The organism is Christiangramia lutea (assembly GCF_022489035.1).
GTDB lineage: Bacteria > Bacteroidota > Bacteroidia > Flavobacteriales > Flavobacteriaceae > Christiangramia > Christiangramia lutea.
The window spans coordinates 574,479-588,342 of the sequence record NZ_JAKVTV010000003.1; the positions used below are offsets into that span (position 1 = coordinate 574,479).

The following is a 13,864-nucleotide window of genomic DNA, read 5'->3' on the forward strand; positions in this document are numbered from 1 at the left end:
TAACTATAAATTTTATTCATATGAATTCAGGAGAGCTATCAGAAAAAAAGGTGCTGGTGACAGGTGCTACTGGCTTTATAGGTTACAGGCTGGCAGAAACACTGGCCAAAGATGAAAATGCAATGGTCACAGGTGCAGGCAGGAAACTGGAAAAGGCTTCAAAGTTAAAAGATCATGGAATAGATCTGGTGGCTCTTGATTTAACAGATCAAATTGAGCTTGATAAAGCTCTTTCGAATATAGATTATGTGTTTCATTGCGCGGGAGCAATTGGAGGAGATGATAAAACAGCTGAGCTTATCAATGAGACCGCTACGAGAAAGCTTGTTGAGGCTGCCGGTAGGACTGGTGTACAGCGTATAGTTCATGTTAGTACCGTTGGCGTATATGATATGAGCGGAACAGATATAATTGAGGAAAACACACCACTGGCTTTGGATCATTCTTCAAACTATCCAAGAACTAAAGCAAAAGGTGAGAAGCTGGCTTTTGAAGCAGGCAAAAAGAATAACATCGAAGTGGTTGCCATTCGGCCTTCCATGGTCTACGGGCCTGGCAACGGCGTCTGGACCCGCATGATGTATAAGAATGTTTGCGAAGGAAAACCAGTATTTTTGGGCGATGGAAGCTACAATTTCAATCCTGTTTATCTAGATGATGTGGTAGATGCAATGATAAAAGCCGCTATAAGTACAGGGGTAGATGGGGAAGCTTTTAATATTTCTTCAGAAGTTACCACCTGGAAAAAATTCATGAATTACTACGGGGAAGCCTGCGGAAAAAAACCTAAAGGAATACCATTGTTCGTGGCTAAGCTAATGTCAGCAGCCAATAATTTACCAGGAGTCAAAACACCTATCGATAAGGGTTTTATTGAAATGGCAACTTCAAATAAATTCTTTCCTATTGAAAAAGCCAACAAAATGCTGAAATGGAAGCCTACCGTTGGACTTGAAGAAGGTATGGAAAGAACCATAAGCTGGTTGAAGCAATCATAACAATTTGTGTAAAACTCTTGAAGTTAAGCTAAAACTGGCAAATGGCGATAAAAAGGTCATTTTAATGTTAGATGAAAAAGGAAATCTTCTTTAATAAAACACAACTAAAATTATTTATAGAATTTCGAAAATCAGAGATTTAATTCTAATTAATTCTCAAGGTTTATATTAAAGCTAACCACTTTGCTTCGGAGAAAAAAATTCAAAGGCCGGCTTTAGGAGCCTTTCTGTTTGTACCTTGATGTTTTCGTGGATGAATTTATTCGATCAAGCAGCTTTTCATAAACAAATTACGGTGGTTGAAACTCAAGTCTTTTAGGTTCTACTAACTTAGTTTAAATTGATTTCTTTATTTACGTTAATTAATGTCTTTTGTGTTGTAGATCGTTATGAAAATTTTATTTTTTTAGAGTTTATGAATGATAAACATTATCAATCCTTTAATACTTTAACCATTAACGTTTTAGTAATTTTGATTAAAAGCAAAAACAAAATGAAAAGACTAATCAACCTTTTTGCATTACTAATCTTAATTGCAGGATGCGAAAACAGTAACAACAAAAAATTATCAGAACAATTTGATAAATTGAACCGTCAGCACGATAGTATTACCAAGGTACATTCAGAATTTAAAGCTACTCACGACGAGATGTCAAAAAAGTTTCAGGATTTTAATCAGAAACTTGAATCAGTAGAGATCCAAGATTCCACGATATTTGATGATGTTGCAAAACACAGCACCATACTGGAACAACATGATGCAATCATTAAAAGCCATGATGAAATAATTGAAGCACATCAGGAAATGAAAGCGAACTTCGATGGAAAATCTGAAGCAGAGAAAAAAGAACAGATCGAACAAATGGTCGAGAATCATAAAAAGTTAATGGATGAACATAGCAGTATGGAAGAAGACCACGAAATGATGGAAAAAGATCATGAAGCTATCATGGAAAAAATAGATAGCACAAATACTTCCGAGTGATCTCTAAGATTTAAAAAAATAAAAAGCCGCTGGTAATTGAACAGCGGCTTTTTTTATTATCAATATCATTAATAGATGCAAACTTTTAAATTTCCTTAGGTCTATCAACTTTGTTTCATGGCCTTATTTTAGAAAATTACCTTTTGTTATAGATTTGTAGTATGTATATTTGCCCATAATGCAAAAAGCAACCGGACATATTTCCTTATTCACTGCGCTACTTATTCTATTTGCGCTGGTGTACCCATATGTTCACGTCTTTGAGCATAACTTATCTCAAAATTTAAATCTTGGAGATCACTCGCACCTTGTGAAGACAGACAAGAATCTTGTGACTTCTACGATGGATTGTGAAATTTGTGATTTTCAATTCTCAGGATTTGATAATACGGAGTTTCTTTCTTTTGATCCATTTGTTCCTTTGAAGGAAACCGTTTATTCACTTTCACTTACCGAAACAGACTGGAAATCTCCAGATCCCTATTTTTCATTAAGGGCACCACCCTTTTTCCGTGTATAATTAGTGTTTATTAATTCCCTGAAGAATTTCTACTTCAGGCTTTTGTTACAATTTTTATTTACGGTTTAACTATATGAAACTCTTTTGGATAGGCTTGATCTTATCCCTGTTTTCTTACAATACTTACTCCCAGAATACCAATGCTCACAGGTTATCTGGTTCAGTTAAAAGTCAAACAGGAGATGCTTTGGAAGGTGCTTACGTTAAAATCAACGGCAAGTACTTCTGGACCTCTACGGATGGAAATTACAAAGCAGATTTGAATTCCGGAACTTATGAACTTCATGTTTCCATGATTGGATTCAAGGATGTTGATACCATAATCCAACTCAACCAGGATCTAAGGTTGGACTTCACCCTGTCCACATCTGTAACTGGTCTTGAGGAAGTATTGTTGCAGGGACATCAGCATAGAAAGACGAGTCAGCAGGTTTTATATGTTGAAAATGAATACCTGGAGAAACAGTTCAGCGGTTCTTTAGCTACTACACTCGAAAGAATGCCTGGTTTTAACGCCATGCAAATAGGTTCAGGTGCTTCTAAACCTATTATACGCGGGCTTGGATTAAACCGGGTTGCCGTTACTGAAAATGGCATTAAACAGGAAGGCCAGCAATGGGGCGCCGATCACGGCCTGGAGATCGACGCGCTGAACGTGGAAAACCTGGAGATCGTGAAAGGGGTAGGCTCTATCGCTTACGGGAGTGATGCTATTGGCGGAGTAGTAAGAATCAAGAATAATACGCTCCCAGTGGAAGGATTCACTGGGAGCGTTTACAGCTTTGCTCAAAGTGTGAATAACAGCCTGGGAATTTCAGTAAAATTGGCCTATACCGAAAATGACTGGTTCTTTAAAGGTAAATTTACGGGTATAAGTTTTGGTGATTATAGCTTACCTGCAGAACAGATTTCATATCTCAATTTCAACATTCCCATTTTTGACGAGCAACTGAAAAATACCGCCGGAAAAGAACTTGACTGGTATACCCAGGTTGGTGTTGTAAAAGATAATTTCTCTACCAGGCTTAGCGTTAGCAACGTTTATCAAAAATCTGGTTTTTTCCCCGGTTCTCATGGTATTCCAGATATAAGCCGCGTACAGCCAGATGGTGATTCCAGAAATATCGAAGAGCCTTTCCAGAGGGTAAATCACTTCAAGGTGATTAGCAATACGAGTTTTATCTATGACAATGGGGAACTGGAACTGGATTTTGCTTACCAGAAGAATCACCGCCAGGAATGGAGCCTGTTTCATACACATTATGGCAATCAGGAGCCACCGGAGGTAAACCCGAACCTGGAACTGGATTTCGATCTGCATACTTATTCCACCAGAGCCATTTATCATCATACTATTAATAGCGAAAACGAAACACAGGTAGGTGCCGATCTTCAGTGGAAAAATAATGATATAGGCGGCTTTAATTTTTTACTTCCAGAGTACCAGGCTGGCAATTATGGTCTTTTTGCAATTCACGAATATGAACCCTCGGCAAACAACCTCTGGACGCTGGGCCTTAGAATTGATTACGGAACAATCGAAATGGAAGGTTTTTACGACCCAACATTATATGATTTTTTAATAAGAAATAATCAAACTGAAGAAGTTGCCAGTGCCTATGCTCAAAGAAGTGAGGAAATAGATCGCAATTTTACCAGTTTTAACGCCCGCTTAGGCTGGGATCATGACTTTAATGAAACCTGGAGCTCTAAGGTGAATGTAGGTACGGCTTTCCGATTGCCAACAGCCATTGAACTTGGAGCAAATGGGATACATCACGGCTCTTTCAGGCACGAGCAGGGAGATCCAAATCTTGAACCGGAGCAGGGCTTTATGTTTGATCTAAACCTGGCTTATTCCAGAAATTCCTGGAATATAAGCCTGAGCCCATACGCTTACTTCTTTAGTAATTATATTTTCCTGAAGCCAAGTGGAATTTTCTCATTATTACCGCATTCCGGGCAGTTGTATCAATACACCGAATCTGAAGCAATACTCTCGGGCATTGAACTTGCCGTGGATAAGGAAATAGGTCGCTGGCATTTTAGCCTTGCCGGTGAATATTTATATAACAAGCAGTTAACTTCAGATAAGTCCAGGAATTTTCCGTTGCCATTTACTCCTGCAAATAATCTTTTCACTGAAGTGGGTTACCAGTTTTTTCAGGATTCCGGAATCTTCAATAATTCAGAATTGAGCATCAACAATAGGCTGGTAATGGAACAGGATCGTATCGCCCAGGGAGAGGAAATCACTCCGGGTTACGCCCTATGGGGATTAAGCTGGCAAAATGAACTAAAGATCAACAACCTTAAGGCAAATATCAATATAAGGGTAGACAACCTCTTAAACGAACGTTATTTCAATCATACCAGTTTTTACAGGAGGTTGCAGATCCCCGAGATGGGAAGAAATATACAGCTCAATATTAAAATTCCATTTGGCAGCTAATGAATACTTTGATCACACATACAAGCCGACTTTTATTGCTTCTGCTCACAGCAGGACCAATGCTGCGTACGGCTCATTTTGTGCTGGACGATCACGCCAATATTTACGAATTAAGTGAGTTGAAATTTGGCAAAAAGAGCCTGCCTCACTGGGATGATCATTTTATTCATGCCGAATACAAAGGCTTAGTACCCGGGTTCGATAGTAATAATCTGTTTAGAAATATACCGGAAAGGAAGAAGAAAAATTTCGATGTTAGAATTAGCCAGGTAACATCACCAAACCTAATTTTTTACGTAAGAGGTCCACCTCGTAGGCCTTTTCAGTCTGAAATATAAATGAACTTAAAACCGAATTAATTTAAAAATTATAAAAATGAAAGATTATTTAAAAATTTTATTAGTACTGCTAACAGTAACTGTTTTTACTGCCTGTAGTGATGATGATGACGCTTTGGATAGCGAAAAGCCAACGATCATGATGAGCGAGCCAGAAGATGGCGAGGAATTTGAAATAGGCGGTGAGCTACATTTTGACATAGACCTTACGGACAATCAGGGGCTTGCCTCTTATAAAGTGGATATCCATAATAACTTTGATGGACACACCCACTCGGTTGCGAAGCAGCAAGAAGAAGAGCTATGGTCTTACCAGGAAACTTTTCAGATAGCAGGAAATCCTACAAGTTTTGAAGCTCATGAACATATTGATATTCCTGAAGGTATCGCCGAAGGTGAATACCATCTTGGAGTTGTCGTTGTTGATGCTGCCGGAAACCAGGAGGAAGCCTTTGTTGAAATCATGATAGGACATCATGATGGTGACCATGATGATCACGACGATCATGACCATGGTATAGTAGTGGAATAATTAATTTTATTCATATAGTAATTAAGTAAGTTTGGAAGAGGTGGCATGATTTGGCACCTCTTTTTTTTATAAACTGTAATTTAACTGAAAACCTATCCTGTGACTGGCCTCAATAGCTCCTTTATTTAGGTTTTGGGTGATGGGAAGCATTAGATTCGCACCTACTGAAAGTTTGCCGTAACCGGCTTCAAATCCCAGCTTTCCGAAGAGAATATCCCCGGCTGTTTCCTGTACAGGCTGTCCAAAATTCCTATTTTCGGCATAGATTTCCCCGGCAATTCCTCCAAAAGGAAGAATGCTTACCGGCACTACCTTTTCCATTGCCACCCAGGAAAAATTCCGGTAAAAAAGGAGTCCGTAATTGGTTTGATCTCCAAATTCGTATTGCTGGTCATTCTCGGTTTTCCAGGTATAATTCGCATTCAAATTAGCACCCCAGGAATTATAGCTCATCGTATAACTTGCCGCGGCTATAAGGTCCCAGCTCCCGGTTCCAGCCTGGAACCCGGGATTTACACTCCCTGCGTTATTTTCCCTTTTGTAATTCCCTGTGGGCATTTTTACGCCAAGGCCGGCATCCAGACTGTGTTTTAAAGCCTTTTGCTGCTCGGGCAGAAAACCATCCACATACGGAGCGATAAGATTATAAAATGCAATGACACTGATGTCTCCCAGGCCTGAAATCTCCTGGGCGCTTCCATCAGGGAAGTCACGATTATGAAAATGAAAAGGCAGAATGGCGCTGACCTTGATCTTTTCGGAAATTGGGATATTCCCCCAGAGTTGAAGCGTATTAAAATGTTCATCGATCCAGGGGGAATCATTAAAAATCCCACTCCGCGAGCGATATTGCTGGTAAATATATCTGGTTCCGAAAAAGTTCTGGTCGCCAACCGTACTAAATCCCATACTGCCGCCACTACTGGCACAGCCACATGCATCACAAAAATATGCTTCGTAATTATGTAAAGATTCAGGAGAGGTAGGTATGGAATCTTTTAAGTCTTCAGCCGCTAAAAACTGAAAGCTGAAAAAGATAAGTACTAAAATTCCCATATTTTTAATATTCTGCAAAACGTTCATCATTTAGGTAATTTTCATCGGTCAGGGTTTTCAGAAAGGCGATTAAAGCCGCTTTTTCGTTTTCATTGAGATCAATTCCCAACCGGTCATTCTGTTTTAAGATCGGGTCCAGGCTTTCAGAATCCTGTACACCATTTTGGTAGAAATTCAGCACCGATTCCAGGCTTCCGAAGCGGCCGTCATGCATATAAGGCGCGGTCACTTCCACATTTCTAAGGCTCGGCACCTTGAATTTGTATTTATCGGCTGCCTTTCCGCTCACCTCGTAGCGCCCAAGGTCGTTGATATTTGGGTTTACCGGCAGACCATTATTTCTGAAAGAATTATCCGTAAAAAGGTCGGTTTTATGGCAGGAAGCACATTTATTCTGAAAAACCCGCATTCCGTAGTTTTCCTTTTCAGAAAAGCTTACATTCTCTTCTGCCCGAACATATTTGTCATATTTCGATTCTGCCGAGATCATCATCACCATAAACTGGGACATGGCTTTCAGCATATTTTCAGCATTCACTTCTCCTTTATCAAAGGCTTCGGAAAACAGTTGCTGATATTCAGCATCGGCCTTCAGCTTTTCGATCACATTGGAAACGCTTTCACCCATTTCCACCTCGTTGGTGATGGGAATGATGGGAAAAAGATCCAGATGCGAAGTGGCCCCGTCCCAGGAAAATTCATTCTGAAAAGCCATATTCTGGATGGCCGGGGTGTTCCTGATGCCTTCCAGGTCATCGATCCCATGACTAAACTGATGCCCGTGATGGGTAAAGGCAAATTTTTGTTCATGGCAAAAACCGCAGGAAATAAAGCCATTGGCCGAAAGCTTCCCGTCATAAAATAGTTTTTTACCAAGCTCAAAACCCTTCTCGGTTGGCGGGTTCGCAGAGAGATCGTATTCCATTTCCGGGAAATTCGGCGGAATTACAACTTCCAGCGTTTTATTCTCGGGAATGGGAATATATTCAGGTTCGTCTTTCGAGCAGCTAAGTAAAAAACCGCTTAGGACGAAAAAGATCAGCATTCTTTTCATTTTGATATGAATTGAGAGCAATTTTATAAAAAGAAACTGTCTGGAAACATGAAAACGTCATCCTGAACTTGTTTCAGGATCTCAAGAATTTTTCCAATAAAATTAGAAGCTGAAACGAGTTCGGCTTGACGAAAATTTCAATTTCCAGACAGTCTAAATTTTTAGTGTCCTGAAGCGTCGCCGTTATGTACGTGGTCTACCAAGAACATTCCGGTAAGATTCTCGGCTACCTGCGGACTTTTCACCTCGTCTACCATTACCACCGCTTTTTCAGAAAGTTTGATCTTGTGCTGGCCGTCCAGTACCTTGTTCGCGTCTACCATTAAATGCACGATCGGGCTAAGTTCTGAACTAACAAGCGCCTGGGTATTAAGATCCAGGTTTACCTCTTTGTAGTTATCCAGGCTGCTGCCGTGGCTTCCCATATGAACCTTAAAATTCGTAGCTTCAGTAACCGAAGCAGAAGTGAACTGGCCCTCGAAATTCAGGAATTTATAACCTGCCTGCCACGACCACATCATGTTGTGGGCTTCAGCGATGCTTAAAAAGTCACCCTGACCTTCGGCTCCCTGCTGGTATTTTTTCTGGTCTACCCCAATGCCGAATTTTATCGCAGTGTATTTCCTGGCAGGAATGTCTTTGAGGATCACTTCGGTTTCTCCAGCTTCTTCGCTAATCACGAAATAACTTTCATTTTTCGGGTAAACGTATTCATTACCTTCCGCATCGATAAGCACAAAATTGCTCACGACATAATTAAACCTGTCGATCTTCAGGCTTTCCCCATTAGAATTGATGTAGGATGATGCCCCTAGAATAAGATCGTCTCCATTCACTCCATTATCGAATTCGATAACTAGGTCATTGGTTCCTGTTAGCTCATTGTTCATTTCATCGTCGTTTGAACAGGAGGCTAGAATAGTGATCATCGCAATCAGTGCTAATTTGAAAATATTGGTCTTCATTTTTTTAAAATTTGAATAAGGCTGTTGGGATACAGCATAAATTAAGGCGGTTAAGCCAAATTATTTTTTAAGTTTTGTTTGAAAATTGGCATCGTTTCACAACCAGACTTTTTCCGGATATGCATAGCATTCTTCTTCCCGCTTTGTAGAAAGCAGGTTTAAATCGCTATGTAAATAGAAATTATTGCTGTGTAACTGCCCGGGCGTTTTCCAGGCTGGAATTGATGGCTTCTTTCATCGCTTCCACGTCTTCGCGCTCTTCCTCGAGGGCTTCGATCTGCTCCTGCAGCTGTTGATTGTTCATCTTCTTCAGCGCCGATTTATTCTTGACGAATTCATCGCTAAAACTGCGCATCCAGGTCATCATCAGGCTGTCGGCTTCCTTAAGATGTGCCCGGGCATCCAGGTAAGGCTCGGGAGTCTCGCTGGTATCGGCCATTTTAGAAAGTTGTTGAGAAAGCGAGGAGATTTCTCCCATTTTCGGCATCACCTCATCGTGTACTTCCAGCACCTCATTGAAAAGCTGGTCATATTCCGCCCTTTTTTCTGAAGTATCCTCTGCGCAGGACACCATAGTTAAAGCTGTTAAAAGGAAAAAAGCTTTGAATTTATTAAAAAACATAAAAATTTATTTGCAGTTATTATTTGGTTTCACGGAAGGAAACTAACTGCAGGGTGGGTGAAAAAATTCCGCTATCAGTATGTTGGAATACTGGTTTTTGTAGTGATCTGTGATCTGAAATTCTAACTCTTCAGGGGAAAATTCGGTTTCTGCCTCTTTCTGCTCAAAGAATAAAAGTGGTACTTCGGCTTTTTTGGAATTCTGCTCCTTATTTTGCTGAGATTCTTCACTGGCAGCCTCGGCCAGGGACTTCATCAGGTAACACTTCCCGTTACATTCCAGCTCTACCAGCTCTTTGTTCTCACAAAGCTCGGTCGCGATATAATCGTAATTCAGCACATATTCCACTACCGGAAAGGCAGGCCGTAAAACGATTAAAAAAGCGAATATGGGAAACAGGAATTTCACGGGTGCAAATATACGGACAGCCATTTAATTCCCACTCAAAAAAAATGTGATTTTAAGATCTTGCCTGAAACTATCACGGGTTATATTGGGTGTATTTAAAGTTGGTCTTCTTAAATGTTTATTAAGGTTTAAGTGGCCCTGGCTTTCTTCAAAAGTGTTTTATTATTTTCCCGGAAAACCGATCAATAATATTCGATGGCAGAAGATAAGTTAAAAAGGACCTTAGGTTTCTGGGACATTCTTATGTTTGGAGTAGGAGGAATTGTTGGAGCCGGCATTTATGCGATAATAGGCCAGGCAGCAGGACTAAGTGGCAATATGTTATGGTTAAGCTTTGCAATAGCGGCTATAGTTGCTTTACTCACCGGACTTTCCTATGCAGAATTTGTAAGCAGGTTTCCAGATGCAGGTGGTAGTTTTGAATATATTAAACAGGGTATAGGAGAAAAAACCGCCTTGTTTCTATCCATTTTTATGACTTTTACAGGGATAGTTGCTCCCGCCGCCATTGCGATTAGTTTTGCTGAATATTTGAGCAGGTTAATTGAAGTGCCTAACTGGATAGCGATTATAGGAATTGTTATTCTGATGGCACTTTTTAATATTGTAGGATCAAAATATAGTTCTTATTACAATACCGTGGCGACCATTATTACCCTCGCGGGGCTTGGGATAGTGATAGGATTCTGTGTTCCGGACTGGGGAAGCGTTGCTTTTTTCGAAATGGGCGAGCAGGGAATGACAGGTATACTGGCCGGATCTGCATTGATCTTTTTCAGCTATGTCGGTTTCGAAGATCTGGTTAAAGTAGCAGAAGAAACTAAAGATCCTAAAAAAGTACTGCCCAAAGGCGTTTTAATTAGTGGAGTTATCGTGCTTATACTCTATGTTTTGATTGCCATAAGTGCAGTGAGTACTTTTGAAGCCGGTGAACTGGCTCAGAAAGAAGGTCCGCTTGCGGCAGTAATAAAATCTCAATGGGGAGCGATTGGTGGAACCATCCTGGTAATCGTTGCACTTTTTGCTACCAGTAAAACAATCTTAAGCAATATACTGGGTACCTCGAGACTTCTTTATGATGTGTCCCGGGACAGCGAAATACCCTGGCTGAAGAAATTTACGACCCTCAAAGGAATTGGTGAAAACACACCAAATTATGCAATTATCGCGATAGCCATAGTGACCATAGGCTTCGGACTGATAGGCAATTTAAAAGTTGTAGCATCTATCAGTAATATTTTTGTTTTTACAGTCTTCGGAGTGGTGAATGTTGCTTTACTGCGCTACCGAATGAGGAACAGGGAGGAAAACGATAAAAAGGTTTTCAGAATTCCCATGAATGTCAATAATATCCCCATACCTACTGTTTTGGCCCTTTTAACAATAGTCTTACTTTTTGGATTTAATATTTATAATCTGGTTGAAGGCAATGCTTAGTTTAGCATATTTTGCAATGGGATTCGAATTGATCAATTCAATTTTCATAATTGAAGTTTTTATTCTTTGCTACCGAATTTTTCAGACCCCGAAAATACTGGGCTTAGCGAAAAATGAAGTGTAATCCAGATACATGGTCACTTTAGCATATTGAAAATAAGTTATAAAATATTATCAAATATTAATCTTTAGTGAATTCACCGGTTATTTCTCCAGTGCATAAAATCATATAGGATAGGTGATATTTCGCTTTATCAATAGCCTTGGATGGTTCTTTTTCGACCAGTAACCGTTAGGAGGAATGGATATTTAATTTCGATCACATATTCCTTTAAACTGTTTTAAAAAACCATTTATTTTTGAGCAAAATAGGTAAGGGGATGGTCCCAAACCAGCGAATATAGCGTCTCTTTGATAAAATTATTTTTTGATGTATAGTTGATGAATTAAAAATGAAAATTTACTACTTTCATCACCTTCAAATCTAATTTCAATGAAATTTAACTTAAGGAGACTTTCCGTTATCTTTTTATCCTGTTTTACTTTATTTTCCTGCTCCACCAATTCTGATCCAACCCCCGAGAAAGAGGATTCAGGAGAAACTATTGTCCAGGATAACTACCAGTATGTAGCCCTTAGAAATGACGGTAGATTGTTTACTATAGGTGATCAAACTGGAGTTGTAGAGGACGCCGGAAGGATTTCAGGTCTGGAGTTCAATACAATATTCAATACTGTTACATCCTCTTCAGAAAATACTTATATCTATGAAGCCTGGTTTGATCCACCACAGCCAAGATTATTTATTCGTAATCGTACCAGCGGTAATAGCCAGATGGTTGAATTAGAATTTCCTGATGAGTTTGGGAATGTTCCTGGTTTTATGTCATTAGACTGGGATCCAAGTCAGGGAAATCTGCTAGGTATAATTAGAGAGGAATTTGATATTCCATCACTGGATAAACCAGTTAAGATTGCCAGAATACATCCTGATACTTATGAAATACAGGTTTTGGAAAATCTGGATTTAAATAGCCTGGGCTATAGAAATGTATTCTCTTCTCAACTGATAGGTCAAAAACTCTATGTAAGTGCTTCAAAGAATTCTGAATTGATCGATGCTGACCTATTGGAAATAGATCTTGCAGTAAAAACCTTAAAGGTATTATCACAAGAGAGTATAAACACCGGATTATTAAACCTGGGAAGAATTCCTGAAACTAATTCCTTATTGGGTTTTGCTCCTCAGTTGAACACGGGTTACTCCGGTGCGGTTAAGCCATACATTTATGATATCGAAAATGAGCAATTAGATCTATTGGAAGCTGTTCCCCGTATTTCAGGAATACATTTTGCCCATAAAACCTTTGTCAATCTGCACTCAGGCGAAATGGTTGCTCTAATAGGGAAGGAGGGATATAATCTATTCAAGTATGATCATAGTATCAATGATTTTGAAATTACTCCAATACCTAATCCAGATGATCTTTCTACTATGATCGTTATTATTGACGTAATTAAACTATAGAATATTACATAGAGCTAAAAAGGTCAAATTCTCCTGGGTAGATAGCTAATTGAAAGTTAAATTCAAATTTCCAAATATCCGATAATAGAAGGGATCTAATCATTCAGCTTTAAATAATCTGAGAATTAATTTTTTTTGGTGCTGAAAATTCAATAATTAAATGACTGTTAATCATTTTAATATATAATTCCTTAATTGTTCTGAAGCAATAGATACAATATTTTGTATTTAATTTTTCAAAATAGACAGAACAATAAATTCTTACTGAAAAAAGGTTTTAAATTTCTAGATTTAGAAACTAAATAAATGCCTTTCAGCTTAAATCTTTGATTTATCAGTATTTTACTTCTTTATCTTCAATTATGTATCAAATTAGTTTAGCCAATTTTTTGGAATCACATCTGAATATAGATAAAGAAGTTATTAAAACACTTGTAAATAGTTGTACCGTTAAGGAGTATCAAAAAGGGGAAGTTCTACTTCAACAAAATGACTTTTGTGAACACACATTTTTTGTTGAAAAAGGACTTTTAAGGCAATATTACCTAAACGAAGAAGGAAAAGAGCATACGATACTTTTTGCTTCGGAAAGCTGGTATCTTTCAGACCGGGAAAGCCTTTATTTCAATAGGCCCGCTAGATATATTATAGAAGCAATGGAAAATACAAGGGTGATGATGTTGGGTGAAGCATTTCTTCAAAAACTATCTGAGAACATTCCTGATTTCACCGATTTTAATAATAGACTATTGCATAATCATATAAGACATTTACAGAGGAGAATCGAACTTTTACTCAGCGCAGATGCAGAAAAGCGATATATTGAATTTATCAATACCTATCCCAAAATGCTTCCCAGGATACCTCAGGCGGTTTTAGCTTCTTATTTGGGTATAACTCCTGAGAGTTTAAGCCGTATAAGAAGTAAAATAGCTTCAAAATAAAGTAAGTCTGATTTCTTATCATAGA

Annotated in this window: 14 protein-coding genes; 9 read left to right on the forward strand and 5 right to left on the reverse strand. The window is 38.9% G+C overall.

Annotated features, from left to right (window positions below):
- Nucleotides 1-20: 20 nt before the first annotated feature.
- The 6 genes from ML462_RS11880 to ML462_RS11905 all read left to right on the forward strand — a co-directional run bounded on the left by ML462_RS11880 (nt 21) and on the right by ML462_RS11905 (nt 5,825).
- Complete coding sequence (locus ML462_RS11880) at nt 21-998, forward strand: NAD-dependent epimerase/dehydratase family protein (RefSeq protein WP_240714039.1); 978 nt, start codon at nt 21-23, stop codon at nt 996-998.
- A gap of 493 nt (nt 999-1,491) precedes the next feature.
- The gene (locus ML462_RS11885; protein ID WP_240714040.1) at nt 1,492-1,983 is read left to right on the forward strand and encodes a hypothetical protein; all 492 of its coding nucleotides are present in this window, start codon (nt 1,492-1,494) and stop codon (nt 1,981-1,983) included.
- Nucleotides 1,984-2,161: 178 nt separating this feature from the next.
- Nucleotides 2,162-2,503 carry a hypothetical protein gene (locus ML462_RS11890; RefSeq protein ID WP_240714041.1) on the forward strand — a complete coding sequence of 114 codons (342 nt, stop codon included), beginning with the start codon at nt 2,162-2,164 and terminating at the stop codon, nt 2,501-2,503.
- A 73-nt stretch (nt 2,504-2,576) separates the two neighbouring features.
- Nucleotides 2,577-4,955, forward strand: a complete 2,379-nt coding sequence (locus tag ML462_RS11895) for a TonB-dependent receptor (protein ID WP_240714042.1) — start codon at nt 2,577-2,579, stop codon at nt 4,953-4,955.
- Nucleotides 4,955-5,293 (forward strand): hypothetical protein, encoded by a 339-nt coding sequence (locus tag ML462_RS11900; RefSeq protein ID WP_240714043.1) that lies wholly within the window; start codon nt 4,955-4,957, stop codon nt 5,291-5,293. The genes ML462_RS11895 and ML462_RS11900 overlap by 1 nt, the downstream gene beginning before the upstream one ends.
- Nucleotides 5,294-5,330: 37 nt before the next feature.
- Nucleotides 5,331-5,825 (forward strand): DUF4625 domain-containing protein, encoded by a 495-nt coding sequence (locus ML462_RS11905; protein WP_240714044.1) that lies wholly within the window; start codon nt 5,331-5,333, stop codon nt 5,823-5,825.
- A gap of 66 nt (nt 5,826-5,891) precedes the next feature.
- Here the strand turns inward: ML462_RS11905 and ML462_RS11910 are convergent, their stop codons facing one another.
- The 5 genes from ML462_RS11910 to ML462_RS11930 all read right to left on the reverse strand — a co-directional run bounded on the left by ML462_RS11910 (nt 5,892) and on the right by ML462_RS11930 (nt 9,954).
- Nucleotides 5,892-6,911 (reverse strand): transporter, encoded by a 1,020-nt coding sequence (locus ML462_RS11910; RefSeq protein WP_240714045.1) that lies wholly within the window; start codon nt 6,909-6,911, stop codon nt 5,892-5,894.
- Complete coding sequence (locus ML462_RS11915) at nt 6,886-7,935, reverse strand: cytochrome-c peroxidase (RefSeq protein WP_423738478.1); 1,050 nt, start codon at nt 7,933-7,935, stop codon at nt 6,886-6,888. Before ML462_RS11915 ends, ML462_RS11910 begins: the two co-directional genes overlap by 26 nt.
- Before the next feature lie 161 nt (nt 7,936-8,096).
- Complete coding sequence (locus ML462_RS11920) at nt 8,097-8,900, reverse strand: MbnP family protein (protein WP_240714046.1); 804 nt, start codon at nt 8,898-8,900, stop codon at nt 8,097-8,099.
- A gap of 181 nt (nt 8,901-9,081) precedes the next feature.
- Nucleotides 9,082-9,522 (reverse strand): hypothetical protein, encoded by a 441-nt coding sequence (locus ML462_RS11925; RefSeq protein ID WP_240714047.1) that lies wholly within the window; start codon nt 9,520-9,522, stop codon nt 9,082-9,084.
- A 42-nt stretch (nt 9,523-9,564) separates the two neighbouring features.
- Complete coding sequence (locus tag ML462_RS11930; RefSeq protein ID WP_240714048.1) at nt 9,565-9,954, reverse strand: hypothetical protein; 390 nt, start codon at nt 9,952-9,954, stop codon at nt 9,565-9,567.
- Nucleotides 9,955-10,125: 171 nt separating this feature from the next.
- On the opposite strand from ML462_RS11930, the gene ML462_RS11935 reads away from it, so the two are divergent.
- The 3 genes from ML462_RS11935 (at nt 10,126) to ML462_RS11945 (ending at nt 13,839) form a co-directional block, all read left to right on the forward strand.
- Complete coding sequence (locus ML462_RS11935) at nt 10,126-11,367, forward strand: APC family permease (protein WP_240714049.1); 1,242 nt, start codon at nt 10,126-10,128, stop codon at nt 11,365-11,367.
- A 493-nt stretch (nt 11,368-11,860) separates the two neighbouring features.
- Complete coding sequence (locus tag ML462_RS11940; protein ID WP_240714050.1) at nt 11,861-12,895, forward strand: hypothetical protein; 1,035 nt, start codon at nt 11,861-11,863, stop codon at nt 12,893-12,895.
- A 389-nt stretch (nt 12,896-13,284) separates the two neighbouring features.
- Nucleotides 13,285-13,839 carry a Crp/Fnr family transcriptional regulator gene (locus tag ML462_RS11945; RefSeq protein WP_240714051.1) on the forward strand — a complete coding sequence of 185 codons (555 nt, stop codon included), beginning with the start codon at nt 13,285-13,287 and terminating at the stop codon, nt 13,837-13,839.
- Nucleotides 13,840-13,864 lie beyond the last annotated feature (25 nt).

What these genes read in the sequence shown, in the direction of transcription:
- ML462_RS11880 (WP_240714039.1), top strand. Translation starts at nt 21, where the DNA reads ATGAATTCAGGAGAGCTATCAGAAAAAAAGGTGCTGGTGACAGGTGCT.
- ML462_RS11885 (WP_240714040.1), top strand. Translation starts at nt 1,492, where the DNA reads ATGAAAAGACTAATCAACCTTTTTGCATTACTAATCTTAATTGCAGGA.
- ML462_RS11890 (WP_240714041.1), top strand. Translation starts at nt 2,162, where the DNA reads ATGCAAAAAGCAACCGGACATATTTCCTTATTCACTGCGCTACTTATT.
- ML462_RS11895 (WP_240714042.1), top strand. Translation starts at nt 2,577, where the DNA reads ATGAAACTCTTTTGGATAGGCTTGATCTTATCCCTGTTTTCTTACAAT.
- ML462_RS11900 (WP_240714043.1), top strand. Translation starts at nt 4,955, where the DNA reads ATGAATACTTTGATCACACATACAAGCCGACTTTTATTGCTTCTGCTC.
- ML462_RS11905 (WP_240714044.1), top strand. Translation starts at nt 5,331, where the DNA reads ATGAAAGATTATTTAAAAATTTTATTAGTACTGCTAACAGTAACTGTT.
- ML462_RS11910 (WP_240714045.1), bottom strand. Translation starts at nt 6,911, where the DNA reads ATGATGAACGTTTTGCAGAATATTAAAAATATGGGAATTTTAGTACTT.
- ML462_RS11915 (WP_423738478.1), bottom strand. Translation starts at nt 7,935, where the DNA reads ATGAAAAGAATGCTGATCTTTTTCGTCCTAAGCGGTTTTTTACTTAGC.
- ML462_RS11920 (WP_240714046.1), bottom strand. Translation starts at nt 8,900, where the DNA reads ATGAAGACCAATATTTTCAAATTAGCACTGATTGCGATGATCACTATT.
- ML462_RS11925 (WP_240714047.1), bottom strand. Translation starts at nt 9,522, where the DNA reads ATGTTTTTTAATAAATTCAAAGCTTTTTTCCTTTTAACAGCTTTAACT.
- ML462_RS11930 (WP_240714048.1), bottom strand. Translation starts at nt 9,954, where the DNA reads ATGGCTGTCCGTATATTTGCACCCGTGAAATTCCTGTTTCCCATATTC.
- ML462_RS11935 (WP_240714049.1), top strand. Translation starts at nt 10,126, where the DNA reads ATGGCAGAAGATAAGTTAAAAAGGACCTTAGGTTTCTGGGACATTCTT.
- ML462_RS11940 (WP_240714050.1), top strand. Translation starts at nt 11,861, where the DNA reads ATGAAATTTAACTTAAGGAGACTTTCCGTTATCTTTTTATCCTGTTTT.